The organism is Photobacterium nomapromontoriensis (genome assembly GCF_050336815.1).
GTDB classification, from domain to species: domain Bacteria; phylum Pseudomonadota; class Gammaproteobacteria; order Enterobacterales; family Vibrionaceae; genus Photobacterium; species Photobacterium nomapromontoriensis.
Genome location: NZ_JAKJSL010000027.1, coordinates 64,340 through 90,071, shown reverse-complemented (window position 1 = coordinate 90,071; position 25,732 = coordinate 64,340). Strand labels below are relative to the sequence as shown.

22 protein-coding genes are annotated in these 25,732 nt (G+C 42.9%); 14 read left to right on the top strand and 8 right to left on the bottom strand.

Annotated features, from left to right (window positions below):
* Positions 1 to 377 precede the first annotated feature (377 nt).
* From L4D12_RS11535 to L4D12_RS11525, 3 genes are all read left to right on the top strand, one after another.
* Entirely contained in the window at positions 378 to 638 is a 261-nt protein-coding gene (locus L4D12_RS11535; protein WP_428447986.1) for a FeoA domain-containing protein, read from the top strand.
* 150 nt (positions 639 to 788) lie between these two features.
* Positions 789 to 2,792 carry a ferrous iron transport protein B gene (gene feoB, locus L4D12_RS11530; protein ID WP_428447985.1) on the top strand — a complete coding sequence of 668 codons (2,004 nt, stop codon included), beginning with the start codon at positions 789 to 791 and terminating at the stop codon, positions 2,790 to 2,792.
* A 10-nt stretch (positions 2,793 to 2,802) separates the two neighbouring features.
* The gene (locus tag L4D12_RS11525; RefSeq protein WP_428447984.1) at positions 2,803 to 2,949 is read left to right on the top strand and encodes a FeoB-associated Cys-rich membrane protein; all 147 of its coding nucleotides are present in this window, start codon (positions 2,803 to 2,805) and stop codon (positions 2,947 to 2,949) included.
* 150 nt (positions 2,950 to 3,099) lie between these two features.
* Here the strand turns inward: L4D12_RS11525 and L4D12_RS11520 are convergent, their stop codons facing one another.
* The gene (locus L4D12_RS11520) at positions 3,100 to 3,411 is read right to left on the bottom strand and encodes a DUF3861 domain-containing protein (RefSeq protein ID WP_428447983.1); all 312 of its coding nucleotides are present in this window, start codon (positions 3,409 to 3,411) and stop codon (positions 3,100 to 3,102) included.
* A gap of 114 nt (positions 3,412 to 3,525) precedes the next feature.
* On the opposite strand from L4D12_RS11520, the gene L4D12_RS11515 reads away from it, so the two are divergent.
* Both L4D12_RS11515 and L4D12_RS11510 read left to right on the top strand, forming a co-directional pair.
* Positions 3,526 to 3,951 (top strand): MarR family winged helix-turn-helix transcriptional regulator, encoded by a 426-nt coding sequence (locus tag L4D12_RS11515; RefSeq protein WP_428447982.1) that lies wholly within the window; start codon positions 3,526 to 3,528, stop codon positions 3,949 to 3,951.
* Between the two features lie 706 nt (positions 3,952 to 4,657).
* Complete coding sequence (locus tag L4D12_RS11510) at positions 4,658 to 6,541, top strand: methyl-accepting chemotaxis protein (protein ID WP_428447981.1); 1,884 nt, start codon at positions 4,658 to 4,660, stop codon at positions 6,539 to 6,541.
* Between the two features lie 175 nt (positions 6,542 to 6,716).
* Here L4D12_RS11510 and L4D12_RS11505 read toward each other — a convergent pair whose 3' ends face one another.
* From L4D12_RS11505 to L4D12_RS11490, 4 genes are all read right to left on the bottom strand, one after another.
* Positions 6,717 to 6,860, bottom strand: coding sequence for a hypothetical protein (locus tag L4D12_RS11505; RefSeq protein ID WP_428448020.1), 144 nt, complete (start codon positions 6,858 to 6,860; stop codon positions 6,717 to 6,719).
* Positions 6,861 to 6,912: 52 nt separating this feature from the next.
* A complete protein-coding gene (locus L4D12_RS11500; RefSeq protein WP_428447980.1) occupies positions 6,913 to 8,712 on the bottom strand; it encodes a gluzincin family metallopeptidase in 1,800 nt (599 codons plus the stop codon).
* A 60-nt stretch (positions 8,713 to 8,772) separates the two neighbouring features.
* Positions 8,773 to 10,161, bottom strand: a complete 1,389-nt coding sequence (gene dcuC, locus L4D12_RS11495) for a C4-dicarboxylate transporter DcuC (protein WP_428447979.1) — start codon at positions 10,159 to 10,161, stop codon at positions 8,773 to 8,775.
* Between the two features lie 766 nt (positions 10,162 to 10,927).
* Complete coding sequence (locus L4D12_RS11490) at positions 10,928 to 11,971, bottom strand: GMP reductase (protein WP_428447978.1); 1,044 nt, start codon at positions 11,969 to 11,971, stop codon at positions 10,928 to 10,930.
* Positions 11,972 to 12,882: 911 nt separating this feature from the next.
* Between L4D12_RS11490 and L4D12_RS11485 the strand changes: the two genes are divergently transcribed.
* Positions 12,883 to 14,838 (top strand): methyl-accepting chemotaxis protein, encoded by a 1,956-nt coding sequence (locus tag L4D12_RS11485; RefSeq protein WP_428447977.1) that lies wholly within the window; start codon positions 12,883 to 12,885, stop codon positions 14,836 to 14,838.
* A gap of 269 nt (positions 14,839 to 15,107) precedes the next feature.
* Complete coding sequence (locus L4D12_RS11480) at positions 15,108 to 15,458, top strand: hypothetical protein (RefSeq protein WP_428447976.1); 351 nt, start codon at positions 15,108 to 15,110, stop codon at positions 15,456 to 15,458.
* A gap of 83 nt (positions 15,459 to 15,541) precedes the next feature.
* Here the strand turns inward: L4D12_RS11480 and L4D12_RS11475 are convergent, their stop codons facing one another.
* Genes L4D12_RS11475 through L4D12_RS11465 form a run of 3 tightly spaced genes read right to left on the bottom strand, consistent with a single transcriptional unit; the run spans position 15,542 to position 18,107 of the window.
* Positions 15,542 to 16,225 carry a 3-oxoacid CoA-transferase subunit B gene (locus L4D12_RS11475; protein WP_428447975.1) on the bottom strand — a complete coding sequence of 228 codons (684 nt, stop codon included), beginning with the start codon at positions 16,223 to 16,225 and terminating at the stop codon, positions 15,542 to 15,544.
* Positions 16,226 to 16,229: 4 nt separating this feature from the next.
* Positions 16,230 to 16,880, bottom strand: coding sequence for a CoA transferase subunit A (locus L4D12_RS11470; protein WP_428447974.1), 651 nt, complete (start codon positions 16,878 to 16,880; stop codon positions 16,230 to 16,232).
* A 12-nt stretch (positions 16,881 to 16,892) separates the two neighbouring features.
* On the bottom strand, positions 16,893 to 18,107 hold the full coding sequence (locus tag L4D12_RS11465) for an acetyl-CoA C-acetyltransferase (RefSeq protein WP_428447973.1): 1,215 nt from the start codon (positions 18,105 to 18,107) through the stop codon (positions 16,893 to 16,895).
* Positions 18,108 to 18,295: 188 nt separating this feature from the next.
* Between L4D12_RS11465 and L4D12_RS11460 the strand changes: the two genes are divergently transcribed.
* The 7 genes from L4D12_RS11460 (at position 18,296) to L4D12_RS11430 (ending at position 25,652) form a co-directional block, all read left to right on the top strand.
* Positions 18,296 to 19,189 carry a TIM barrel protein gene (locus tag L4D12_RS11460; protein WP_428447972.1) on the top strand — a complete coding sequence of 298 codons (894 nt, stop codon included), beginning with the start codon at positions 18,296 to 18,298 and terminating at the stop codon, positions 19,187 to 19,189.
* A gap of 18 nt (positions 19,190 to 19,207) precedes the next feature.
* A complete protein-coding gene (locus L4D12_RS11455) occupies positions 19,208 to 20,092 on the top strand; it encodes a sugar phosphate isomerase/epimerase family protein (protein ID WP_428447971.1) in 885 nt (294 codons plus the stop codon).
* A 12-nt stretch (positions 20,093 to 20,104) separates the two neighbouring features.
* On the top strand, positions 20,105 to 20,863 hold the full coding sequence (locus L4D12_RS11450) for a sulfite exporter TauE/SafE family protein (RefSeq protein ID WP_428447970.1): 759 nt from the start codon (positions 20,105 to 20,107) through the stop codon (positions 20,861 to 20,863).
* A gap of 203 nt (positions 20,864 to 21,066) precedes the next feature.
* Positions 21,067 to 21,576 (top strand): hypothetical protein, encoded by a 510-nt coding sequence (locus tag L4D12_RS11445; protein ID WP_428447969.1) that lies wholly within the window; start codon positions 21,067 to 21,069, stop codon positions 21,574 to 21,576.
* Between the two features lie 10 nt (positions 21,577 to 21,586).
* The gene (locus L4D12_RS11440) at positions 21,587 to 21,901 is read left to right on the top strand and encodes a PTS fructose transporter subunit IIB (protein ID WP_428447968.1); all 315 of its coding nucleotides are present in this window, start codon (positions 21,587 to 21,589) and stop codon (positions 21,899 to 21,901) included.
* An 11-nt stretch (positions 21,902 to 21,912) separates the two neighbouring features.
* On the top strand, positions 21,913 to 23,013 hold the full coding sequence (locus L4D12_RS11435) for a PTS fructose transporter subunit IIC (RefSeq protein WP_428447967.1): 1,101 nt from the start codon (positions 21,913 to 21,915) through the stop codon (positions 23,011 to 23,013).
* 11 nt (positions 23,014 to 23,024) lie between these two features.
* Complete coding sequence (locus L4D12_RS11430; RefSeq protein WP_428447966.1) at positions 23,025 to 25,652, top strand: glycoside hydrolase family 38 N-terminal domain-containing protein; 2,628 nt, start codon at positions 23,025 to 23,027, stop codon at positions 25,650 to 25,652.
* Positions 25,653 to 25,732: the final 80 nt, after the last annotated feature.

Below are 25,732 nucleotides of genomic sequence, written 5' to 3'. Positions count from 1 at the left end.
TCCTATCCCCATACTGTTATTTGATTGAATAACAATCATAAAATGTGAACTTTGACGCACTATTTTACATTAGCCATCTAAATTGTAAGGTTGTTTGATTTTGCTCAATTTTTTTCGTCGGTGATTCCCTAAGATATAAGCGTAATAACAATACTTATCATTTACACTACTGTTGGTGTTTAGAGCACACAATGTATGAAGGGTATTCAGGGCGGATCTTTAAGGAATGCGCTTTGAAGCTGGCAAGAATTACGACAGAAATGAGAGAGTTTGCGTATTTTGGTGATTAAATGATAACAGAAATAATTTTTATGTCTGTTTGAGCCACCTGCAGAGTAATCGCTGATGATCTACATTTTATCTGGGAAAATTGACAAATGTTTGGATTTAAAAAGAAGAATAAGAAACAAGAAAATCAAACAAAAACATTGTTTGGTGCAACTCTAAATACACAGCATAAGGTAAAGAGCATTATCCAAGATGATAAGGAAATGGCTTATTTCCTTAATACATTAGGTTGTTTTGAAGGTGAGCCTATTACTATTGTGTCTGTATTATCAGATACTTACGTAATAGCACTTAAAGATGCAAGATATAGTATTGATTCTGATTTGGCAAAAACAGTCGTCATCCACTGACCCGTATTTTTATAGAAAACAAGGTATTCCAGTACTACTTGAGGTGGTAGAGGTCGCGTTGAAAGCTTTTATAAAAAGGTAAAAGCTTTACTAACGTGAGGCCGAACTGTATCTCCAATTAGTTTTGGTTTCATACAAGGAGAGATTACATTGAAAATATCACTAGCAGGTAACCCAAATAGTGGCAAAACAACATTGTTTAATGCACTAACGGGTAAACTTGAACGCGTTGGTAACTGGGCTGGCGTAACGATTAGTAAAAAAGAAGCCCCTTTAAAGAAAGAGCTTTTAGCAGATAACAGTGACATTATCATTGTCGATCTGCCTGGGGCATATTCCATGTCCCCATTTACATTAGAAGAATCTATCACGAGAGATTACATTAAAAGTGAAAACCCAGACGTTATTTTAAACGTAGTTGATGCAACTAACTTAAGCAGAAGCCTTTTTTTTACCACTCAACTTTTAGAGTTAGGTATTCCTGTTGTAATCGCCCTTAATAAAAGTGACTTAAACAAGAATAGAAACTCACTGATCGACACCTCGACATTAAGTCAGCTTCTCGGATGCCCCGTTATCGAAACCGTTGCCCTAGAGCAGAAGTATGGTGCTTTTAACGACCTAATCGCGAAAGCAATTGAAGTGAGTGGCCAAAACCAATTAGCTCCTTTTACGCAGGAATGCGCAGACGTAAAAAATGTAGAAACCATTCAGACATTTGATGCAGAGCGTTTTGAATTTGTGAGGCAATTGGTTGAAAAAATTGAAAGCCGACAAGTTAGTAGTACAGAAAAAACTATTCATGATCAAGCGGATAGAGTATTGGCGCATAAGTGGTTTGGCCTGCCAATATTTGCTTTAATTATGTGGGGCGTTTTTTCAATTTCACAAACTCATGTGGGCCCGTTATTTGCTGATATTTTAGGTGGCTGGATCGATGCATTTTATGGTTTTGTACAGAACGCCATGGGTGAGAATGTGTCGCCATTACTCAGCGCATTGTTACTTGATGGGATCATCGGTGGTGTAGGTGCAGTCGTAGGTTTCCTTCCCCTGATCATGGTGTTGTTCTTTCTGTTGGCATTACTGGAAGATAGCGGGTATATGGCGCGAGTCGCGATCATCATGGATAGATTCTTTAAGAAAGTGGGCTTATCTGGTAAGTCGATCATCCCTATGATTATCGGCACGGGTTGTGCGATCCCTGGAATCATGGCGACGAGAACCATTCAAAACGAAAGACAACGTCGAACCACTGCAATGTTAACACCGTTCATGCCATGTGGTGCAAAGTTACCGGTTATTGCTCTATTTGCAGGAGTATTTTTCCAAGATGCAGCTTGGGTGGGTACAAGCATGTACTTTGCTGGTATTGGCTTGATCATTCTCGGCGCTTTGCTGGTAGTCCGAATTACGGGTGAGAAAAACACACGATCGTTCTTCATTTTAGAGTTGCCTGAATATCGCATCCCAAGCATCAAACTCGCTGTAACATCTACATTATCAAGAGCAAAAGCGTTTATCATAAAAGCAGGTACTATTATTTTGCTTTGTAATGCTGCGATACAAATCATGCAGACATTTACCTGGCAGTTTGAACTTGTTGCAGAAGGTGCAGAGAATACCAGTATCCTTGCAGGCTTAGCATCACCTTTTGCGTTCGTATTGATCCCTCTGGGTTTTGGTGCATGGCAGCTAGCAGCGGCAGCTATTACCGGTTTTATCGCTAAAGAAAACGTGGTTGGTACCCTTGCTGTTGTTTATGGCATTACCAATTTTATTGATACGGAAGAGCTCGCTTTAGTATCAGGCAGTGCAGATGTTGCAACAGTGATGGGGCTGTCTTCTGTCGCAGCGTTGGCATACTTAATCTTCAACCTTTTCACGCCGCCTTGCTTTGCAGCAATTGGTGCGATGAATGCTGAGTTAGAGAATAAGAAATGGTTGCTTGGTGGTATCAGCTTACAATTTGGCATTGCTTATGTATCAGCGTTTACTACCTATCAAGCGGGGACTTTCTTTATTACCGGATCCCTTGGTGATGGCTTCATTTATGGCCTCATTGTTTGTCTTGCACTGCTTAGTATCTTAATTAGTTTAGTGATGAAAGGCTCTGCAAAAGAGAAGCAGAAATTGACGCTAAGTTTCGAGTAAGGGGGACTAAATGGCGAATGTTATCGTATTGCTGGGTATCGTTGTTATTCTCGCACTATCAATCTATAAAATGGTCATGATGAAGCGAAAAGGCTCAGGGTGTGCCGGCTGCGCTCAAAGTGGTAGTTGCCCTTCCCAAAAACATAAGCTGAAATAGGGAGTAAATACGCAATGAGTGGGGCCTTATTTGGCCTCACTTGATCACTCATTCCAATATCCCCCAGAATCAGAATAAATTGCTGACTTAGCCTGCATGTAACTGCTCCGTCTCTAGATGTTTATCCACTAAGCGATAAGCCTTCTACAATTATTTTTTCATTGCTTCTTTTACCGTGTTCTTTAGCTTTTGCATGAAGTTTTTAAAATGCGGCATAAAGTCTGAAAAGAGTGGATGCTTACGGTTTCTCATCATTTCTGGACCTAGCAGGCGCAGCGCAAGACCCAGTTTTGTCGCTGTGTCTGGCTCTAGGCCACTACCATGTTTAAGGTTGTCTATTATTTTGAAGAGGTCTTCACGGTCGTGAAATTCAATCCGTCGTGTTTGCAATGATTCTTGCTCTGCACCGACTTCCTCAACCGTGATGCGGTAATGTTTGTCTTTCCGAATTATGGGGTTCATATCAGTTACCTTTGCTTAATCGTTATCCATCTTGAAATGGTCATTAACTTAGTTGATAATATCAACTATAGTGTTTTGGTTGACAATGTCAACTAGATTATTTGGAGGTCACCTATGCTTGGTAGTCAATCGCAAGAGAGCCTGTTCAAATTGGTTCATTGTCTAAAGCAAAATGTGCTGGAACAAATCGAAGAGCTGGATCTGGACATTGCGCCTATGCACGTGCGTGTTTTGAAAATTATTTCGAGAAAACCACAATGTACTGCTGTTGATATCGCTAATTTTTTAGAGAGAGATAAGGCTCAGGTAACACGTTTACTGAATAGCTTGATAAAGCAAGAATTGGTTGTGAAAGCGCCCAACCCAGAAGATAAGCGCAGTCAATGTCTGCGTATTACTGATTCTGGTCTGGTAATCATGTCCAAGATTGCTGGGGTAGATAAGGCTATGCTTGAGAAGATGAAGCAGGGTATCTCAGAGGAAGAAATGGAAAAATTTCAACGTATTATGGCTAAAATGATTAGCAATCTCAGTAATTAAACGCGGAGATTCACTTGTTTTAAGGTTAGTTATCATACGAGAATTACATTTAATAAATTAATCCTGATTAGTATGATTTTCCGCCTCATTGTCGTTAGTTTTAAATTATAGGTATAAAAAGGCTACTTAAAAATGGCCTTTAATTATGTAGAAAAAACAAAAATCTAATTTTTTGTGCATTCATGTCATTCTCTTCCGATAATTGATATTCTGTTTACTTTGTTAATTCCAGTGTTTATTTTATTTCGTTACCAATACTATTATATTTAACTAGTCTTCATAAATATAGTTAAATATTCGTAGTGGCTTTTACATATAGATAATACATGGCTATCAATATGTTATCTATTCGTCGATGGAGGTAAATAAAGCTAAATTGTAAATTTAACATGAGTAAACATCAGTTAGTATAGCTTGGTTTTGGATAACTGACTATAGACAGTCGCTATGTTGATGTTAAAACACCATTATAAATAACCGCCCATGGAGACGCATTTCCGTCAATCAAAAGAAAGATTATGAGGTGGTTGTAACGATGATTATCGAAATTGACATCATAAATTGCTGTTAAGACTAGTAATTTGAGACTCTACGCACTATTAACAATATTATTTATTGATAGCATGTAGGATTGTATGCATGTAAAGCATACAGTGATGAGGTTGATTGTTATCTCATCATATTGTTATTGGTAGGTTAAGGATTGATGATGAGTAAGGTGGGTTTTAAGCAAAGAATTATGTTGGTGATGACAATGCTAGTTGTTATATCATTAACAATATCTAATTTATTCTCATATACAAATGTTAGAGACGAGAGTATAGCAAGTGTTGAAACGCAAGCTAAAATGACAATAAACAGTGCTAAAAGAAGTATAGAAAATTGGATTTCAGGGAATATAAAAATCATCAGAAACGCTAAGATTCTACTTAATGATAATGATGTGGAAAAAAAGATAGAATCAGCAAAATTACTCGTTACTAGTACGACATTAGATGCGATTAATATTGCTGATTCAAATGGCCTTACAGTCGGTAGTGCCGGTTTGATTCCTGACTATGATGCAACTCAGGAAGACTGGTATAAGATGGCAAAAAAAGCTGACAAATTAATTGTAACTGATATTTACTTTGATAAAGGAATATCAGATAAATATATGTTTAGTGTGTTAGATGTAGAAAATGATGGTGTTATTGGTGGTGATCTTTTTTTAGATACAGTTAATGAATTAGTTAAACGTATCAACTTCCCAGGAGCGATCGTCAGTATATATGATGGACATGGTGGTCTGATTTCGACTACAGGTAGTGAGCAGTTTGGAACAAAAATATCCAGCAGGAATAATCTGATTGATTTTGAAAAACACGTGTTATCAAATAACAATGGAACCTATAAATATAAAGCAAATGGTCAGAGTAAAATAGCGTATTATAGCGAGATTAAAATTGTTGATGGAAAATACTGGCATATTGTAATAGATATCGATGAATCTATTGCTTATGCAAACGTTAACAATGCACTAAAAGAATCCATCATAACTGCATTTACATTAACAATTGTGACACTTATGTTACTTCTATTCATACTAAATAAAATGTATAAACCAATAGTATTGTTAAAAGAAACTATTGTTGGGTTAGCAGAGGGAAATGGCGATCTTACTCAACGATTAGCTGTTAATAGTAATGATGATTTGGGCCAAATAGCACAGGGGGTTAATGGATTTATCAGTAATATCCAGGCCATGATGGTAGAAATATCTTTAGCATCCACTCATATTACTCAAGGTGTCAATCAACTTAATGTGCAATCAGAACGAAATAACCAAGCTTTAATTAATCATGCTTCTGAGACAGAGCAAGTTGTTTCTGCCGTTACTGAAATGAGTTCAACCGCTGATAGTATCGCGAAAAGTGCGACAGAGACGTCCACTAATACCCAAAAAGCTAATGATATGGCACTGTTGTGTAAAGACACTGTGCTTGGGACGTCTAGCAGTATGGTTACCCTTATGGGGGAGGTAGAGGCAGCATCGTCCAGCATTAACACGATGAGTGAAAACACTAATCAGATTGTTAGTGTGTTAGGTGTGATAGGCGAAATTGCAGATCAGACGAACCTTTTGGCTTTGAATGCCGCAATTGAAGCGGCACGTGCCGGCGAACAAGGACGTGGTTTTGCAGTGGTAGCTGATGAGGTACGTTCATTGGCAGCACGGACCCAAATCAGTACTGCAGAAATTAATGAAATATTAGTTAAGCTACGTCAAGATGCTTCCAGTGCAGTAGCCGCGATGACATTGACGAAAACAAGCTGTGAACATACGGTTGAAAGTGCTGAACAAGTAAAAGATAGCTTGGAAATTGTGACCAATTCTATTATTGAAATTAATGATCTAAGTACACAAATTGCGACTGCTTCTGAGGAACAGAGTTTGGTCACTGAAGAAGTCAGCCGTAATACCAACAACATTCGTGATGTGGTTTACGAGTTGACGCAAAATGGACAAGCGACAGTAGACAGCACGCAAAATCTGGCTGCGGCCAACGCCCAACTAGATGCTCTAGTGAGAAAATTTAAATTACAATAGTTAATCGGAAAGAGAGGGCGTTTTAACAGACCGTTACGACAGAAATATGCATCCTTAAAACTAGCCGTGAATCAGTATTTTTGGCTTATGTGTTTTAAATCTGTCGCCACTTTACGATTTTAGGTATAAAAAAGGCCACTCAAAAGTGGCCTCTAATTACTCGAAGATACCGAGTTTATTCTTTACCATACACGTTGTTTTCTTGCTCTTGAACGCGGATGAAAGTGGTGCGTTTTGTTAGCTCTTTAAGTTGCGCTGCGCCGCCACTCTGTTCGTGACCTGCTAGCATACCGCCTAGCATCACGAACACAACACCCATTTTAACGCGAGTAGTACAGGCAGGACGAATCAGGATATCGTATTAAGTGCCTTTAAACCTTGGTAAAGTCTTCGGAAAACTGGTTTACTCGCTTGGCTAAAAAGTCGATACTTTGCTGCCAAAATTCAGCGGAACTGGCGTCTACATTTAGGTGTTTTTTCATCAATTGTTCAATCGTCATTCTGCCTGTATCGCGCAGCATAGCAGTATAGAACGGATAAAAATCAGCACCCATCTGCTGCTTTTTCATCAGCAACCCATTAGCAAACAAATAGCCAAAGACATACGGATAGTTATAGATGTATTGATCGGCTTTGAAAAAATGTAGCTTCGACGCCCATAAGTTTTTATCATTACTTGAGGTGGTATCACCATACCAATGCTGCCAGCTGTTGTTCATCAGCTGTTCGATGTTCTCCTGGCTAACCTCACCATGTTGGCGCTCCGCTAAGAAGCATCGCTCAAAATCAAAACGAACGGGAATGTTGAGCAAGAAGTTTGAGATGGTTTTAAGCTCTTGCCATAAGATTGAAAAACGTTCGGCTTGGGACGTTGAGTGTTCAAGTAACCAATCTCGCACCTGACATTCGTTAAATGTGCTGGCAGTTTCTGTCAGCGTCATTGGAAATACAGTTTCTATGGTTGGCAAATCTCGCATCAACCAATAATGCCAAGCATGTCCGAGTTCATGAGCTTGCTGAGTAATATGGGAAACGGTTCCCATGTAGGTAGAAAATACCCGTGGCTGTTTTAAATGGTCGAATCGAGTATAAAATGCGCCACCAATTTTGTTGTTACTTTCCCGCCCTTCAATCCACTGATTGTCGACCATCATTTGAACGAATTCAGCCATATCTGGATGTACATCCATTAAGCTTGTTTTTACGGTCGTGATGGCTTCAGGATAACTGTATTTTGACACTGAATCAGGATAAATCGCAGGGGCTGGTGCGAGTAAATCACTGACCGCTAACTTCTCGTCACCAAAATAAGGGGCGCGTAACCGGATTGCTTGTTGTGCTAATGCGCGGTTATCTTCTAGCACCTGCATTATTGCCATTAGTGTTTCATTCGATAACTTGTTCTGTTCCGTACTAGGCGTAAGATTATCGACCCCTGCTTTCTCAAACCACGCCAAACGAAGACCAGACATGGCATTTAGCGTGTCACAATACGCTGCCTTATGTTTATCAATGTAGGCATTTTGTGCCTCAAACGTGGTTGCTCGCAAGGTACTATCTGGTGAGCCTTTCAAAATACCAACTACAGCGGCATTGTTGATGTTTTTTTTGCTACCATCTTCCGTTTGCACTGCCAAGAACATGCTGTTGGATAATTTGGCATAATCTCGATTTAATTTCACAAGGTAAGTGTTGTAATCGGTTTGATATTGTAACTGTTGTTCGGCTGAAAGCTTTCTCAACCAACTCTGGCGCTTTTGTTGCAGAGAAAATTGCCAATGAGAGATGGCAGGATTGCGTATTTGCTGAGCAAAAGCTTCCACTGGCATACTAAGTAAATATTGCTCAAAGGGTAGAGCAATTGATTCTAACTGGACCGCAATAATTTGGCTTAAGTGGCTGTTCATTCTCGCCGCGTCTTGGTCGGTATGATCAATGCTGATACAACACTTGCAAAATGCTTGCAATGAAAACAGTCTTTCATCTATTTTATCACGCAAATTAAGATAGCTGACGATGGTTGATGAGCTAATTTCACTTGAGGCGTATAGCTGGCTGATATCTTCAATCAAGGTTTCAATTTCTGCCAGCTGGTTAGTAAACACGGGATGATTAACATGATGATACGCATCGTCTAATCGCCATGCTGGCTGTTGTAGCGTCTGAGTCATAGTGCCTCCAATGCCGCCTACTAGGGTAGACGGCATAATGGGGTTGAAAAAGTAAATTACTTACATTGATAGAGCAAAAGCAAAGAAATGATGCGCGATAAGGCCAATGATACATGGCACTGAGCTGCGCTTAACTAACTCAAAAGGAGACACTTTTAATATACCCGCAAGTGCAACGACTACCCCAGCTACCGGAGACAATGGACGAGCAATAGTCGACGCCTGATGCATCGGTAAAACTAACATGACCGCGGGCACATTGAGCATTTTTGCCATATTTGGGACCATTTCAATAAGTGGGTAAAAAGATGCCCCGTTTGAACCTGCAATAATGGCAACGACCGAAGTAATCATAACCAACAATATAGACATGCCAACACCGCCGATACCAGCCATTGTTGCTAAGTTGACTAATGAATCCAACATGCCAATTGCTTTAAAGCCCTCGGCAAATACACCCGCAGCAATAACTAAAGACACAATCCCGCCTAAGCTTTTACCCATGGCTTGTAAGAAGACACGCATGCCGTTCGCCAGCTCATCAAAGTTTCCACGATGGCGGATCACTTCACAGAACATACCTATCATAACGGACAAAAACATCACACTCGCGATATGTAATGATAATCCGTCTAAACCATATTTGGAGAATAGAACCACAAACACCATCGGTAAGAATGGTAAAATTGCATACACCTTAGGGACTTTCGTACTTGGCCTTTCGATATCGACTTCTAGTTTAAAGCTGTCTCCAACATGATCGGCAACTATCCAGCCATCTTTTTTATCAAGATAACGTTGCCAGAACACATGAGTCAAACCGATAACAATTGCAGTAGGAACACCAGCAGGTAACTTGTAGATAAACACGTAATCGAGAATAGACATGGCTGATGCTTCAGCCGATGCCATGGTAGAGGCCCCCACTAATACTAGGCTCGCTGCACCAGAGGTTGCAAATACTGCACCGATAGCGACAGGGTTTAATCCGTATGCGATAAGCGGTGGCCCGAGCAGGGCCAAACAAAGCACACCAAGCCCAGCAGCACTAGTGATAACCATACTTACAACTTTGGCTAATACAAAGGCAACAAAAATCATTATGTATGGGTTCTTAATCAACCCCATTGGCTTAATTGCAATGTTGACGAATGCATCGTTTGCACCGATGTAAGTCATATAGTTAGCAAAACCGACCATGACCATAATGATCAAGCCTAAGCCCGCCAGACGATAAGAGAACATGTAACGAATGAATTCGACGATATCCAAGTATCCATTACCGGTAGCCATCGCATTAGCAGGTAAAAAACTGCCAAGGTTGAATGCTACCGAACAAGTTAGCATTACAATACCAGCAGTAAATAAAACTAATTGAGGGTATTTCCCCTTTAATATTGCCCGGCCAACAAAAAACACGACCACAAGGCCGATAGTGACTCCTAACATAACCACTCCAAGAAAAGGTGTTAAATATAATAAGCAGATTTGGTTCGAAATAGAGTTTACATAGCGCTAGTGCAATAACCTCTAGTTGATAAATGGCAATCGAAAGCCAAAGATTAACCAGGAAGATAATTAATAAAACAGCAACCGTTTTTCATATGTACTTTAAAAATACTTAAACATAAAAAGGGTTAAAAAGTTTCATTGATTTAATTAATGCTACCTTTATACCACTATTGAGTTTCGGCTTGCTGGCATAGTCCATTCCTTTTACCAGCAAAATTTCACCATTAAAAAGTATACTTGATGAAATAAACCACAATTAAACTTCGTCTCGCAAGGGAATTGAATTTTCCCTAAAGAAATGTGTGAACTACTGCTAAATACACAATTTAAAAGCGATTATAAAGCCAAAATGGAAGCAAAAAATCGCGTGTTAAAAACACTGATTGTTGGCGTGCAAGATAGGGTTATTTTTGTTAGTTAAGTCTGTAACGTAACGGTGTAATGAATTGAGCAGATTTATGAGCAGGAAGGAAAATTATACTTAGCGTATTTAGCTTTACATTAACGTTGAATATGCAGCTCTTGGCATATTGACAATCCAGTGATTTAGGTGATTCCATTTATTCATTCCTAAAGGAGAAACGCCATGTCATCGACGCAGCAACATCTCCATGGCCGTATTAAAGCAGGAATACCACTTTACGATTTCAGGTATAAAAAAGGCCACTCAAAAGTGGCCTCTAATTACTCGGAAATCTCGAGCTTACTCTTTACCATACACGTTGTTTTCTTGCTCTTGAACGCGGATAAAAGTGGTGCGTTTTGTTAGCTCTTTAAGTTGCGCCGCGCCAACGTAGGTGCAGGTTGAGCGCACGCCGCCCATGATATCCTGGATGGTGTAATCAACCGATCCACGGAAAGGCAATAGCACGGTTTTACCTTCAGCTGCACGGTAGTTAGCCACGCCGCCTGAGTGCTTGTCCATCGCGCTTTGTGATGACATGCCATAGAATTTCATGAAGGTTTTGCCATCTTGCTCAACAATGTCGCCGCCACTTTGTTCGTGACCAGCCAGCATACCGCCTAGCATTACGAAATCAGCACCGCCACCGAAGGCTTTAGATACATCACCCGCACAAGAGCAACCGCCATCACCAATAATACGACCACCCAGACCGTGGGCTGCGTCAGCACATTCAATAATGGCTGAAAGCTGTGGGTAACCCACACCGGTTTTAACACGAGTGGTGCACACTGAACCAGGGCCAATACCAACTTTAACGATGTCAGCACCAGCAAGAATTAGCTCTTCTACCATGTCGCCAGTGACAACGTTACCTGCACTGATCACCTTATTAGGGAATGCTTCACGCACTTTTTGTACATACTGTACTAGATGCTCTGAATAGCCGTTGGCGATGTCGATACAGATAAAGATAAGATCATCCGTCAGGGCCATGATGTCTTTGGTTTTTTGGAAGTCAGCATCAGAAGTACCGGTAGAAACCATTGCGTTGTTTAGTACGCTTGCATCAGAGGTTTCAATAAACTCCGCCCAGTCGCTGACAGTATAGTGCTTGTGAATGGCGGTCATTACGCCGTGGGCAGCAAGCGCTTGAGCCATCTGGAAGGTACCAACAGAATCCATGTTGGCAGCAATAATAGGGACACCAGACCATTGACGACCGCTATGTTTGAATGTAAAATCGCGGGTTAATTCAACTTGAGAACGGCTTTTTAGGGTTGAACGTTTTGGACGAAACAGTACATCTTTAAAACCTAATTTCAAGTCTTGTTCGATACGCATTGGTCTTTCCTTATTTAACGACTTTTCTTATCGGATAGTTGCTTTTGGGCATCTTGCTATTGGCAGATAGCAGTTAGATCACCGAAAAGCAGGCACAAAAAAACCGGAGCGTTGGCAGACGCTCCGGTTTTCAGCATTATAGGCCCAGAAACTTTATTAACAAGTCTGATAATGTAATTTTTTTTGTGTTATCTTTACGAAGATAGCGACTATGAAATCATAGATTTACTTTTTGTTCACTTCTTTTTCTTTGCTTACGTCAACTTTCTTGCTCTAGAACTGTGATCTCTAGCACTTGTTTAGTCTCTGCCTGAAAATAATCCTGCCTACTCATCGAAAAGAACAGTCTGTAATACTCAAATTATCTCAAGATACGCGTTTTCGTGAGATAGCTTAGCGTTTAATTAAGCTCGCGATGGGTAGATAAGTGATTGGTAAATCATCGTGGCTCTACGTTAAACACTGAAACGCAGAGTAGTCGCGAAGGCAACTCGTCCTCTGGGAGATACTCTGCATATCCCTGAGTGGCAAATAAGCGGGAAAGGGAATCGCTATTCTCGCGCTTGATGCGTTTCTGATTGCGGCAATATGTATCCAACCGCTCAGGTTTGTTTATATTATTTAACTTTTACACATAGTATTGTTGTTATGTTAATGGAAATTAATATCGTTCGACGTGATTTTGATATCTATATTCTCATCTGAAGTATATTGCCTAATTCCATAGTGACACCCCCCCCTGCTTTGTGAGAAAATTTTAATCTGTTAACAAATTAAATTTTTCTCATGCATGTCAATCATCGTGATGTGAATAATATTAGATATTTTTAATAGAATTTAGGTATTCACTAGGCATCTATGAGCACTTTGTTGCTTTATTTTATAAAAATAAAAATTAGAGGTCATACAATATGAGCGAAAATATCACTTCTCGTTGGTCAAGGAATGTCCCGATCAATGTGCTAATTATTTTCCCCGTGATCGCCACGCTTATTTTATTTGCAGTGGTTGCATTTGTTATTAATAGCAATATTTCGATCATTAAAGATAACATTAGCTTGACGGATAAACGAACAGAACTCAGTAATGAACTCGCTAATATTGACAGCGACTGGAACAGTGCTCGCATTCAGACTCGTGATTTGGTTAGTGCGGATAGTGCTGATATGGATCAGAGATACCAAGCGCTATCGGTCACCGTGAATGGCGTTAACGATATGATAAATAAGGTCATTGATGCTCAAGTGTTGACTGAGCAAGGTCGTACTGAAATGATGAGTATTGTACCAATGACGAAGAAGTATCTTACGGCACTGAAAAGCGAGTATGAGCTTTATAAAGTTATTGATTCGCATTGGTGGCATATGCCGCTATCGTGGCCAGCGATATTTCCGATGCTGAATTCATTAACATCTGAAAATATTGATAAGTCGCAATTGAATCATGATTCTGCAGGATTTGTGAGCGATTTTAATGCTTTCTATCCTCGTTTGAGCCAAGTTGTGTCATTACGTGAATTAACTGATGTCAATAATATGATGCGCTATTTGAATGGTGCTCAATCTTTCGTTAACAAATATAAGCAATATCCAGAAGTTAATACCTTTGATGGTGCAATAATGCACAAATATTTCGATGGAACTAACTTAATTGTTAATAACTTGAAGCGTGCTGCACAATATAAGGCAGAACGTGATGCCGTCGCGAAAGATATTCGTGAGCGTATTGTGACCGTTTATGACCGCAATGTTAAGATGGTTGAGGGCTTAAGTACTACAAGTCTAGATTCTGCGTATAAGTCTTCCCAAGTACAGTTATGGACATGGTTCCTTGCTGCTATCGTTTCTTTATTGATTGGCATGTACATTGCTCGTCAATTTGCCACGATTTTTGGCTTACTTTCAGCATCACTTAACGCGATGGCTAGCCAAGATCTGAGTGTAAGAACGAAGATTGATGGCACCAATGAGATTGCACAGCTGGGATTAAATACTGATAAAACCATTTCAGATACCGTTCGGGTGATCACGCAAATTCGAGACCAAAGTAACGAAGTCGCATCTTCTGCCACTGAATTAGCGGCAGTGATGGTGCAAAGTGCGGCAAATGCGGAAGAGCAAAGTGGACAGATAGAGCAAATTGCAGCAGCAGCGACGGAGCTGTCATCTTCGGCAGAGATGGTCGCAACATCGGTAAATGGTGCAGAAGCTCAGGCTAATGAGGCGATGTCATTGTGTTTGTCTGGGCGTGCTATTGCAGAAGAGAGCAAAGTGCGGGCAGAAGAGCTGACACTGCAATTAACGGAAACCTCGGTTGTTGTTGAAACACTGCGTAGTCGTTGTGAAAGCATCGAAGAAGTGGCGACTGTTATAAATAATATTTCCGATCAAACCAATTTGTTGGCACTTAATGCGGCGATTGAAGCGGCGCGAGCGGGCGAGTATGGCCGTGGTTTTGCTGTTGTTGCAGACGAAGTACGTTCTTTGGCTGCAAAAACGCAGGATTCAACGGTACATATTAAGAACATCATTGAAGAGCTGCAAGGGCACTCTATCGATGCACAATCTAAAGTAAAAGAGTGCTTGGATAAGATTGAATTGACCAAAACGACATCGAATGAATCGTATGAGCAGCTAACTTCTATCTATGGTGCGGTATCGATTATTTCGGAAGGTGCCTCAGAGGCAGCGGTAGCGGCTAACCAACAGTCGTATGCGGCAGAAGAGATCAGCCAGACAGTGAATTTGATCAAAGATGTGATTAGCCAGAACGTCGCAGGTATTACCCAATCGACTGAAGCGTCAAATTTCTTATCTGAATTGGCAGAAAAGCAGAACCAGAATTTGAGCCGATTTAAGCTTAATTAATTCAAAGTAAAAGTTTGCTAGCAAGCCCGTGAAGATTATTCATATTATCTTCACGGACTTTTTTATTCTGTTGTTATATTCAAGCTATCTTACTCAGCGTTTTGCGTCTTGAGTCAAGTTGGTTAAATTCGTTGAATTTAGAGGGTAAGCCGTTCAGTTACCTGATCATTTGCTGAAAAATGTACAGTTATGTCAAAACTCACGGGGATCTTGCGTATTCGCTTCCATTCTCAGTCAATCTTTGCATAATTCTGATGACAGGCTGGTAAGTGGATAGATTGATCTTGTTTCGTAGAAAAAAAATAAATAAAACGTTTCCGCTCGATTTTTACGGTGAAGCGGGAAGTTGGCGATTTATCATCCGAGCAGAGCAGCCGAGTGAAGTGCTTGATGCCATGTATTGGCGAGCCTATATATCGTGCCACCGTAAGGATTTTGATTTGTTGCATATGGCGACAGATAAATTTAATTATAAATACAACTATTCGACCTCCGATGTGTCCGAGTTACATTTTGCTGCGGGGACATCGCCGCTCAGGGTTAATATGATGGGGCCAATTGTGCCTATTTCGGTCATTCTAGACCGAGTAAATCAAGTTCCCTCTACAACCTATATTTAAAAACGCATTAGCCGTACCTTAAACCGCTATAACTCATGTTGATACGCTTAAGGTGCGGCTGAATGCTTCTTATCCTAATTACGCTATAGATCAGTAGGCATTGCCATAACCGTTAAGTCTGGTGAGATAATGAGTTTGGCCTCGGTTGCTGCCTGAATATCATCAAGGGTGACCCCCTCTGCCAATTCTATTAGCATCATTCCCTGTGGTGTAATTTTAATAACGCCCATTTCAGTTACAATCAGATCAACCTGATTCGCGGCCGTCAGGGGCAGGGAGCATTGTTTTAGCAATTTAGGACTGCCTTTTACCGTATGCTCCATCGCAACGATTACCTTTTTGGCACCGACCACTAAATCCATGGCTCCACCCATGCCGGGCACCATTTTTCCGGGAATGATCCAATTGGCGAGGTTCCCCTGTTCATCCACCTGCAGCGCACCCAGTACAGTCACATCAACATGGCCGCCCCGAATGATGGTGAAGGAATCAGCACTGTTGAAATAACAGGCGCCGGATGTGGCCGTTATTCGTTGACCGCCGGCATTAACGAGATCAGGATTGCTGGTGGCTTCTGTCGCCATTTCACCAATACCGATCAGTCCATTTTCTGATTGCAGTAATATTTCAATATCTTGGCTGGCTTCATTAGCGACCAGAGAGGGAAGGCCGATACCTAAGTTGACGACATCGCCGTCATTGAGTTCTTGTGCTACTCGCCATGCGATCATGCGTCGAATCTGGTGTTTTTCACATTGGATAGTCATGATCTCAGGCTCCTTGGTAAATATGGTCAACAAACAGGCCTGGTGTGTGCACCGCTTCAGGTTCAATGCTACCAGCGTCAACAAGTTGTTCTGCTTCTACGATCACCGTTTTAGCCGCCGTTGCCATTAATGGATTAAAGTTTTGCGTGGTCTTTTTGTAGAACACATTTCCTTTTGTATCAACGACTGATCCGCGAATAAGCGCGAGATCAGCATGGAGCGGTTTTTCAAGCAGGAAATCCTGGCCATCAATGTGCATTACCTGCTTACCTTCAGCAACTAACGTACCCAAACCGGTAGGGGTTAATACGCCACCGAGGCCTGCACCTGCCGCTCTGATCCGCTCAGCCAGCGTTCCTTGGGGAACCAGTTCAACCTCAAGTTCACCACTGTTCATTTGCGCACCCGTTTCCGGGTTGGTGCCAATGTGTGACGCATAGAGTTTGCAGATGCGTTTTTCGTGGATCAGCCGGCCGGATCCCGTTGTCGGGGTGCCTGTATCTGTGCTGATCAGGGTAATATTCTTTACGTTTGACGCCAGAATAATATCGATAAGCCCTTCAGGTGCGCCGTTGGCCATGAAGCCACCAATCATAATGGTCATATCATCATGAAGGAGTGCGGTGATCTCAGAGGACGTGATAGATTTTTTCATTTCGAACTCCTGTTATTCTGTCGGGCAACGACGAACGATGATTGCGGTACCCATGCCACCGCCAATACATAGCGATGCTAAGCCATATGTCTGCTGGGTACGCTGAAGTTGGTATATCAAGGATGTCAGGATCCGGTTGCCAGAGGCACCCAGCGGATGGCCCAGAGCAATGGCACCGCCATTGATATTGGTACGTGCTTTAAGCCACTCGGATTCGACACCATGTTGTTCGGTCAGCTCTTTCATTACCCCAAGTGCTTGCGCGGCAAATGCTTCATTGAGTTCGAAGTACTCTATGTCACTTAAATGCAGGTTGGTCTTATCTAACGCATTAGCGATAGCAGGGACAGGGCCAAGTCCCATCAGTTTTGGGGATAGCCCGGCTTGACCACATGCCATAATTTCAGCCAGAGGGGTCAGGTTATAGCGTTCAACGGCTGCGTGTGAGGCGAGAATAATTGCGGAGGCGCCATCATTGATCCCGGATGCGTTACCAGCGGTAACTGTGCCGTCATTTTTGAAAGCGGGACGTAATGATTGAAGCGTTTCGAGCGTGCTATCTGCTTTAGGGTATTCATCAACCTCGACAGTGTATTGGCGGCGACGATGGGTGACGTGAACAGGGATAATTTCAGTGCTAAAACCGTGGGCTTCAATAGCTGCCACCGCTTTTTGTTGACTGGACAAAGCGAATAGGTCTTGTTCTTCGCGGCTGATATCGTGCAATTGTGCGATGTTTTCAGCTGTTATCCCCATGTGGTACTGATTGAATACATCGGTTAAGCCATCTTTGATAATGGTGTCTTCTAGCGTCTGATGTCCCATTTTCACCCCGTCACGTAGTTGACTTGATGAAACAAAAGGCGCTTGAGACATGCTCTCCATGCCGCACGCAAGTACAATCTCTGCTTCGCCAGCTCGGATATGACTCACACCATCCATGACGGTTTTCATGCCGCTTCCGCAAATCATATTGAGTGAGTATGCAGGTACCGTTTCTGGGATCCCGGCGAGTATTGCGGCTTGACGCCCGGGGCCCATGCCCATACCAGCACTTAGAACATTACCAGCAATAACTTCATCAATAAGGCTGGGATCGAGATGACATTGGTCTAGCGCACCTGTGATAGCAACAGCACCAAGCTGAGGGGCTGACAATGGGGATAATGAGCCATTAAAACTTCCAATCGGTGTGCGCTTCGCAGCCACAATATATACGGGTTCCATACAACGTCCTGTAACAGATTAACTGGGTTGGATGTAGTCTATTGAACCTGCGGAAGAAAGTGTTATAGCCAAAAATTCAAATCGTACTTGCGTAAATGCAAAGATAGGATGCGAGTTATATCACTCCATTTCAGCGTGGATGGCTCTAGGCTAGGTGACTATATATTAAGTCACGCGAGGGTTTACCAATGAGCTATTTGATTGCATGTGCGCCATGTTGTTGGGGCGTGGAGTCTTCTGATAATCCGCATAATCCTAATTGGATGACTGTTTTGGCTGAAACGAAGTTAGCGGGTTTTTCAGGTATGGAATTGGGCCCTTATGGCTTTCTGCCTTTGAATGCCGATATGTTAAACACGGCATTGTACCTTAAAGAGTTAGAGGTATGTGCAGGCACCATTTTTGAACCCCTTTCAGATGCTAGTTGCTATCGCGATATTTTGACTAAAACGAAGCGGCTGTGTGCACTTTTGCAGAAAATTGGCTGTGAAAAGCTGGTGGTGATTGATTGCGTGAATGATATTCGCAGTCGCTATGCTGGGCAGCCTGATCTTGCGCCAAGGCTGGGTGATCAACTGTGGCAGCAGATGATGAATACGATTAGGGCCATTAGCGCGATAGCTCGACAATATCAAATCAGAGCCGTGGTGCATCCTCATGCTGGTGGGTATATCGAATATCAAGACGAGCTAGATCGCATGCTGGCAGATTTGGATACCAGTGAAGTTGGCCTCTGTCTCGATACCGGGCATTTGTATTATGCTGGCATGGATCCGGCACAGAGCCTGATTGATTATGCTTCGCGCTTAGAATACGTGCATTTTAAAGATGTTAATCAGGCGCGCTTACAAACAGCGATTTCAACTCAGGTTGGATTCTGGCAAGCCTGCGCGGATGGCGTGATGTGCCCGCTGGGGGAAGGGGCGGTGGATTACGATCAGGTCGTTACTGCATTATCGAGCATTCATTATAGCGGCTGGATCACAATTGAGCAGGAACGAGATCCTCGGCACTCCGCGTCAACACTGCCGGACATTAAGAAAAGCCGCCAGTTTTTGATTGATAAAGGATTAATTCGTTAGTTTGAGGATGGAGTCGTGATGATAAAGGTAGCATGTGCCCCCTGCAGTTGGGGTGTAGAGAGCTCTGAGCAAGGTGATAACCCGAGTTGGGGCAAAGTGTTGATGGAGACACGTGAAGCAGGGTACGACGGGATAGAACTTGGACCGTTAGGCTATTTCCCCGATGATCCTGCAATACTCAAAAGTTCGTTAAGAGTGCGAGGAGTGACAGCGTGTGCGGGAAACTTGCATGATGTTTTTAGTAAACCGGAGGCCAGAGACAGCATTCTTGCCAACGCCCAAAAAGAAATTGATCGGCTTGTGGCTATAGGCGTCGACAAGCTATTGATTATGGACAAGGCAAATGCAATACGTGATGCATATATCGGGCATGGTGCGATTGCACCGAGGTTATCGTTCAGTCAGCAGCAAGCCATGATTGAAACCATGACCGAGGTTGCGCGATTAGCTAGCTCGCATGGGATACGTACATTACTTCACCCCAGCTCAGGTGGCTATGTGGCTTTCCCTGATGAGATTGAGGCTGTTATGAATGCTATTTCGCCGCAGTTGCTTGGGTTATGCCTCGATGTTGGCCATATGTATATTGATGGAATGAAACCCGATGAGATGCTACGCCAGTATGCTAACCGCCTGGAACATCTGCATATGAAAGACATTGATGGTCAGCAGTTACACATAGCATTGCGAGATCGCTGTGGGATCACACGGGCGTATAGCCAGGGACTGACGCGTCCACTGGGGCAGGGTAATATTAATTTCAGCAATATTTTTAATGTGTTGCAAGAAATTGATTACCAAGGGTGGTTAGTGGTTGAGCATGAAAGGCCTGTGTACGATCAGCTGAATGTGAAAGCGGATCTTGCAAAGAGTCGCATGTTTTTGGCTGAATGTGGCGTATAAGGTATTCGCATAATGGTTGTTTCCGATCCTTGGTTTTATATTACAGCAATACCCGCCGTTTTGATTTACGGGATCGGGAAAGGGGGCTTGGGAGGAGCGCTGGGCATCATCGCCGTGCCTTTAATGGCCTTGGTGATTTCACCAACCCAAGCTGCCGCCATTTTGTTGCCAATACTGTGTGTGATGGATGTGTTTGCAGTCAGGCAACATTACCGTTCCGCCGATTATTCGGTATTGCGGCAGATCTTGCCGGGGTCATTATTGGGTGTGTTGCTAGCCGGGATTTTTTTAAGTGTAACACCAGAGACCGGGTTAAAGCTGCTGATTGGCGCGTTATCGCTAGTGTTTTGTCTGCAGTATGCGCTGCAAGGTAACAAAGAGAAAAAGAAACCGGGCCGAGCCAGTGCTTGGTGGTGGGGGGGATTAGGTGGATTTTCCAGTACCGCTATCCATGCTGGTGGTGGTCCTGCAAGTATTTACTTACTTCCCCTTCAATTGGAGAAGGTCACGTTAATTGCGACCATGGCTGTGTTGTTTGCCATTATCAACCTAGTGAAATTGGTCCCCTACAGTCTACTGGGTGAATTTGACAGTACCAATCTGATGACCGCACTGATTCTGATGCCACTCGCGCCAGTTGGTGTGTATATGGGGGTTTGGTTATTACACCGGGTTAGTCAGGATTGGGTTTACCGGTTGTGCTATGTATTTTTGTTTGTGTCGGGGCTAAAGTTGTTTGCAGATGGATTATTAGATAGTCATTTTCTATAAATTATCTGCAACGGATATGAAAGTTAAATACTGCTTGGTTTGTATCATTATATAATTTATATATGGCTCGTTTTCGGTTGAAGCATGGTTTTTCATTCATTATTGAACATTAGTTATAGGGTGAATTATCAATTGTGAATTGCTTCACATATTATTTATCTTTCCATGTATATAATTAAATTACTTCTTATAGGGAATTTGAGATGAAAATGAATGTAAACACATTAATAGTTTTTATTCAGGGCATACTACATGCTCTGATTAATGCTATTTATTCGTGTGTTTGCATCAATAACAATGAAACATTGCTCTCCAGTAGTGATAAAGAACTGGATGAGTTGGCTTCAAATTATAATCAGCTCTACATCAGTGTTGGTGACTTAATCAGCAAGAAGGTTCGCCATTGGTACGGGGTCAGTTGTACCCGTTGGAAGCGTAATTTCTTAACTTGTGAAGCACAGATAAGAACCTTGCTTTCCGTTTTATCATTGATTTACCTGTATTTCGCTAAGCAGGTTTCAGCGAGCGCTTTGGTGAGTTTTTATCGCTATGCGCCAGGTAAACTATTGGTGGCTGAATGTTCAGTCATGGCTTCTTATGATCGTGAAATTGTAAAAAAAGACTTAAATATCAATCAAAAAAGCAGCAATTACCGTGAGGTGGTTGCTGCTTTTTTTGTTTTGTCAGCAATCAACAGCTTAGAAGGCTGTTAATGAGGTGAATATGTTTATTGTTTGTGTAGCTGCTTGTCCTACTGGTATTGCCCACACGTACATGGCGGCAGAAGCGTTAGAGCTGCTTGGTAAGGAACGTGGCTGGGAAGTGAAGGTTGAAACACAGGGAAGCACCGGTATCGAAAACGAAATTACCGCAGAAGATATTGCGCGTGCCGCTGGTGCAATTCTCGCCACGGAAATAGCAATAGACGGAGCCGAGCGTTTTTCGTCTTTGCATACATTGGAGTGTGCCGTTGCGGACCCCATTAAACAACCCGCAGCTGTTTATGAAACGATGATGCATATAATAAATAATAATTAAGGATAAATATTATGGCCCTACTATTAAAAAAAGAAAAATCAGAATTAGATAAGTTACGCGAAGCATTAATGACAGGGGTGTCTTATATGATCCCGGTTATTGTTGCTGGTGGTATGATGTTAGCTTTTGGTTCATTGTTCGAAACAATGACTGGGGTTTCTTTAAAAGAAAGTGATTCACTGATAGCGCAATTAATAAATGACTTAAAAACGTTTGGTTTATATGGATTAACCTTGTTGTTTCCTGTTATTGCCGCATTTGTTGGATTTGGTTTAGCGGGTAAACCTGCAATTGCACCTGGATTAATTGTAGGAATGCTTGCGCGTGATATGCAGATGGGTTTCCTCGGCGCCTTATTAGGCGGTTTGATGGTCGGCTATCTGGTGCGCTGGATGCTAGCCAATATCAAATTGCCAAAAGAGTTTCGTAGCTTGTTGCCAATGGTCATTATTCCGCTGATCGGTACTGCTATTGTTCTGTTCACCATGAAATATATCGTTGGTTATCCATTGATTGCGCTCAACACCGGCATGGAAAATTGGCTAATTGGTATGTCAGGCGGTAACAAGGTACTGATGGCTGTAGTACTTGGGGCCATGGTGGGGTTTGATTTAGGTGGCCCAATCAATAAAGCGGCGATCACCGTAAGTTTGGGACTCTTTGCGCAAGGGATTTATGAGCCAGTCACGGCATCACATATCGCCATCATGATTGCCCCGTTTGGTATCGGTGTATCAACTATCATTGCCAAGCATTATTACACTAAAGAGTTGCAAGAAAACGGGCGCGCCGCATTGATGATGTCATGTGTCGGGATCAGCGAAGGCGCTATTCCATTCATTCTGGCTAATCCTGCGCTTATTTTGGTTAATACCATCGGTAGTGCGATCTCTGCCGCATTAGTCATTATGTTTGACTCGATTGTCCAAGCTCCGGCGGCTGGGATTCTCGCCCTTATTTTGTCGTCAAACTTTTTTACATATTTGATTTCCATTGTCGCGGGTGTGGCCTTTGTTGCGGTAGGAACAACGTTTTTGATGAAGCGCCAGTTTATGAAAAAGCAGGCAGTTGAAACCGCCGAAACTAAACAAACAGAATCAGCATCAGCGTAGAGGCAAGAACAATGTCATTGAATAAGAAAGCGTATATTGTGCCGCATACCCATTGGGATCGTGAGTGGTACTTCAGCACCGAAGAGTCTCAGGTTTTGCTGGTGTTTACAATGCAGCAGATGCTGGAACAGCTGGAGCAAGACGAAGGTCTGCCTTGTTTTGTGCTGGATGGCCAATCTGTCATGCTGGAAGATTATCTCAGTGTCGTGCCTGAGGACACCGAACGAGTAGCGGCATTGGTTAAGCGCGGCAAACTGTTGGTGGGTCCTTGGTATACTCAGACCGATCAGTGCGTGGTACACGGCGAATCTCAACTGCGTAACTTACTTTGGGGTTGCCGGGATGCAGAGCGTTTCGGCGCCATCATGAAAATCGGATATGTGCCGGACTCGTTTGGTCAGAGTGAGCAGTTACCGCAGTTGCTTCAGCATTTTGATATTGATAAATGCGTATTCTGGCGCGGCATCTGGGAAGGTATTACGCAAAATACCGAATTTACCTGGCGTGCGCCTAATGGTAGTGAGGTTACTACGGCGATATTGGAATTTGGCTACAGTGCATTCCAGGGGATGAAGTCGATGGATTGTCATTTAGATGGGATTGACCAAAAAATGACAGACCGTTTCTGGCCCGGTGAACGCGAGCACTTCCTGTTTATGGGTGGGCATGATCAGAAACCGTGGCAGTGCGAAACTGTGGCGGCTATTCAATATGCCAATCATGATCGGGAATACAGTTATCAGCTATGTGGGTTTGATGACTATTTTGCGGCAACGACCCAAGGTACGTTGCCGGTGGTAGAAAGTGAAATGCTTTACGGCAAATATAGCCGGATCCACCGTGGGATTTATTCCACCCGTTATGACATCAAGAAGTTGAATAGCGACGTTGAAAACCTGATGGTTAACCAGCTAGAGCCGTTGCTAACGGTTGCCAATACGTTAGGACTGAAATATCCCTACGGCTTGATGGAGAAGAACTGGAAACAGCTGATGCAGAGCCATGCTCATGACTCAATTGGCGGCTGTAATACTGATTCGGTAAACCAGCAAGTGCAGGCGCGTATTAAGGCGGTGCGTGAAAATGCAGACCGGCTAACGGATATTACCCTGAAGCAGTTGGCTGATGCATCAACCAAAGGGCTGGATGGGGAGTACGTCCTGATCTTTAACCCGCTACCTTACTCGCATGATGCGATGGTGGCATTGGAGCTGGTATTGCCGACTCGTCACTTTGCCATACATGATGAAGGGCGTCCTGTGGCAGTGCAGTCGCAAGATTGTCAGTTAGTAGACATTAACTCGATTGTGCAAGATCCCACCACTTTGGGTGATGAGCGTTTTAGATCTTGGTATCGTCATCGTGTTATTGCTGCCGTTCAGGCGCTACCAGCTTGTGGTTATCGTAACCTAATGATTGAACGCTTGGAGGATGATGGCCTCGATTTGCATACACAGAGCGACGTCGCGGATGAGCAACCACAGCTGAAGACGATTGAGAATGACTACTTAGCAGTCACAGTGGACAGTGCCGGTAAGGTTACGTTAACAAATAAGCAGTCTGGTGAGCATTGGCACGATGTCCTTTCATTAATTGATGGTGGTGATGATGGAGATAATTATGACTTTTCTCAGCCGTACAATGATCATCTTGTCTCATTCGCGACAAAAGCCTCAGATATTCAGTTATCACAAGGCCCGTTGCGATCAGAGATTTGCATCACCTATCAGGCCAATCTACCTCTAAATTTGCAAGAGCGTGCTGATAAGTTATGTACGACGACACAAACCGTTGTGATGGTATTGTCGCTCGATCAAGCCAGCGATCAGATTGAGGTTAATATTCAGCTTGATAACCAAGTCGATGACCACCGTCTGCAATTAGTCGTTAACGGCGAGTTTCTGGGTCAAGAGAGTATTGCCGATCAACCCATTGGCCTGATCCGCCGTGGTAATGATGAGCACGCGTTATCCGTGTGGCAAGAACAGGCATGGACATCGTGCCCTGTGCCGATTTATCCGATGCAAAGTATGGTAGCGGGAGAAACCGCGCAGGGCGGCATTGCTATATTAACGGACGGGATCCGCGAATATCAGCAGTATCCCAATGCCATTGCAATCACTTTATTCCGCGCGATGGGCTATGTGGGTAAGCCAGAATTGAAATATCGGCCAGGACGTTTATCTGGCCTGCCGGATGCAAGCCCAGACTCACAGTTGAAACAGCCATTATCTTTCCGTTTGGCCTTAGCACCTTATCAAGGGAAAGCGATGGATGCCGGTTTGTGTCACCGGGTGAAACACTGGTTAACCGACCCGTTAACCATCCACAATGGCGTGGTACAGCGTTTTATGATTGCAGCGCCAGCGTTTGAGGCACCACAGAGCCTGAGTTTATTCTCGCTATTTAATGCAGAGCTCGCCGTCAGCTGTATCAAGACCTGTGAAGATGATCGCCAAGCGCTGATAGTTCGACTGATAAACAGCAGTAACCAGCCAGTTGCTTTGGGTGATTTGCCGCAGGGATGGCATGTCGACGTTGCTAATGGGATGGAGCAGCCTGTTGGTGAGGTGAGTGCGACAACGACCATTCCTCCTCAAGGATTAATTGCCTTGAGACTGCGCCAAATCAAACAGTAATACCCTATAGGCCAATACGTACTAAGCCCTCACCATGATATTGATGGTGAGTGGCTTTCTACACCCATTTTCAGGTGGGA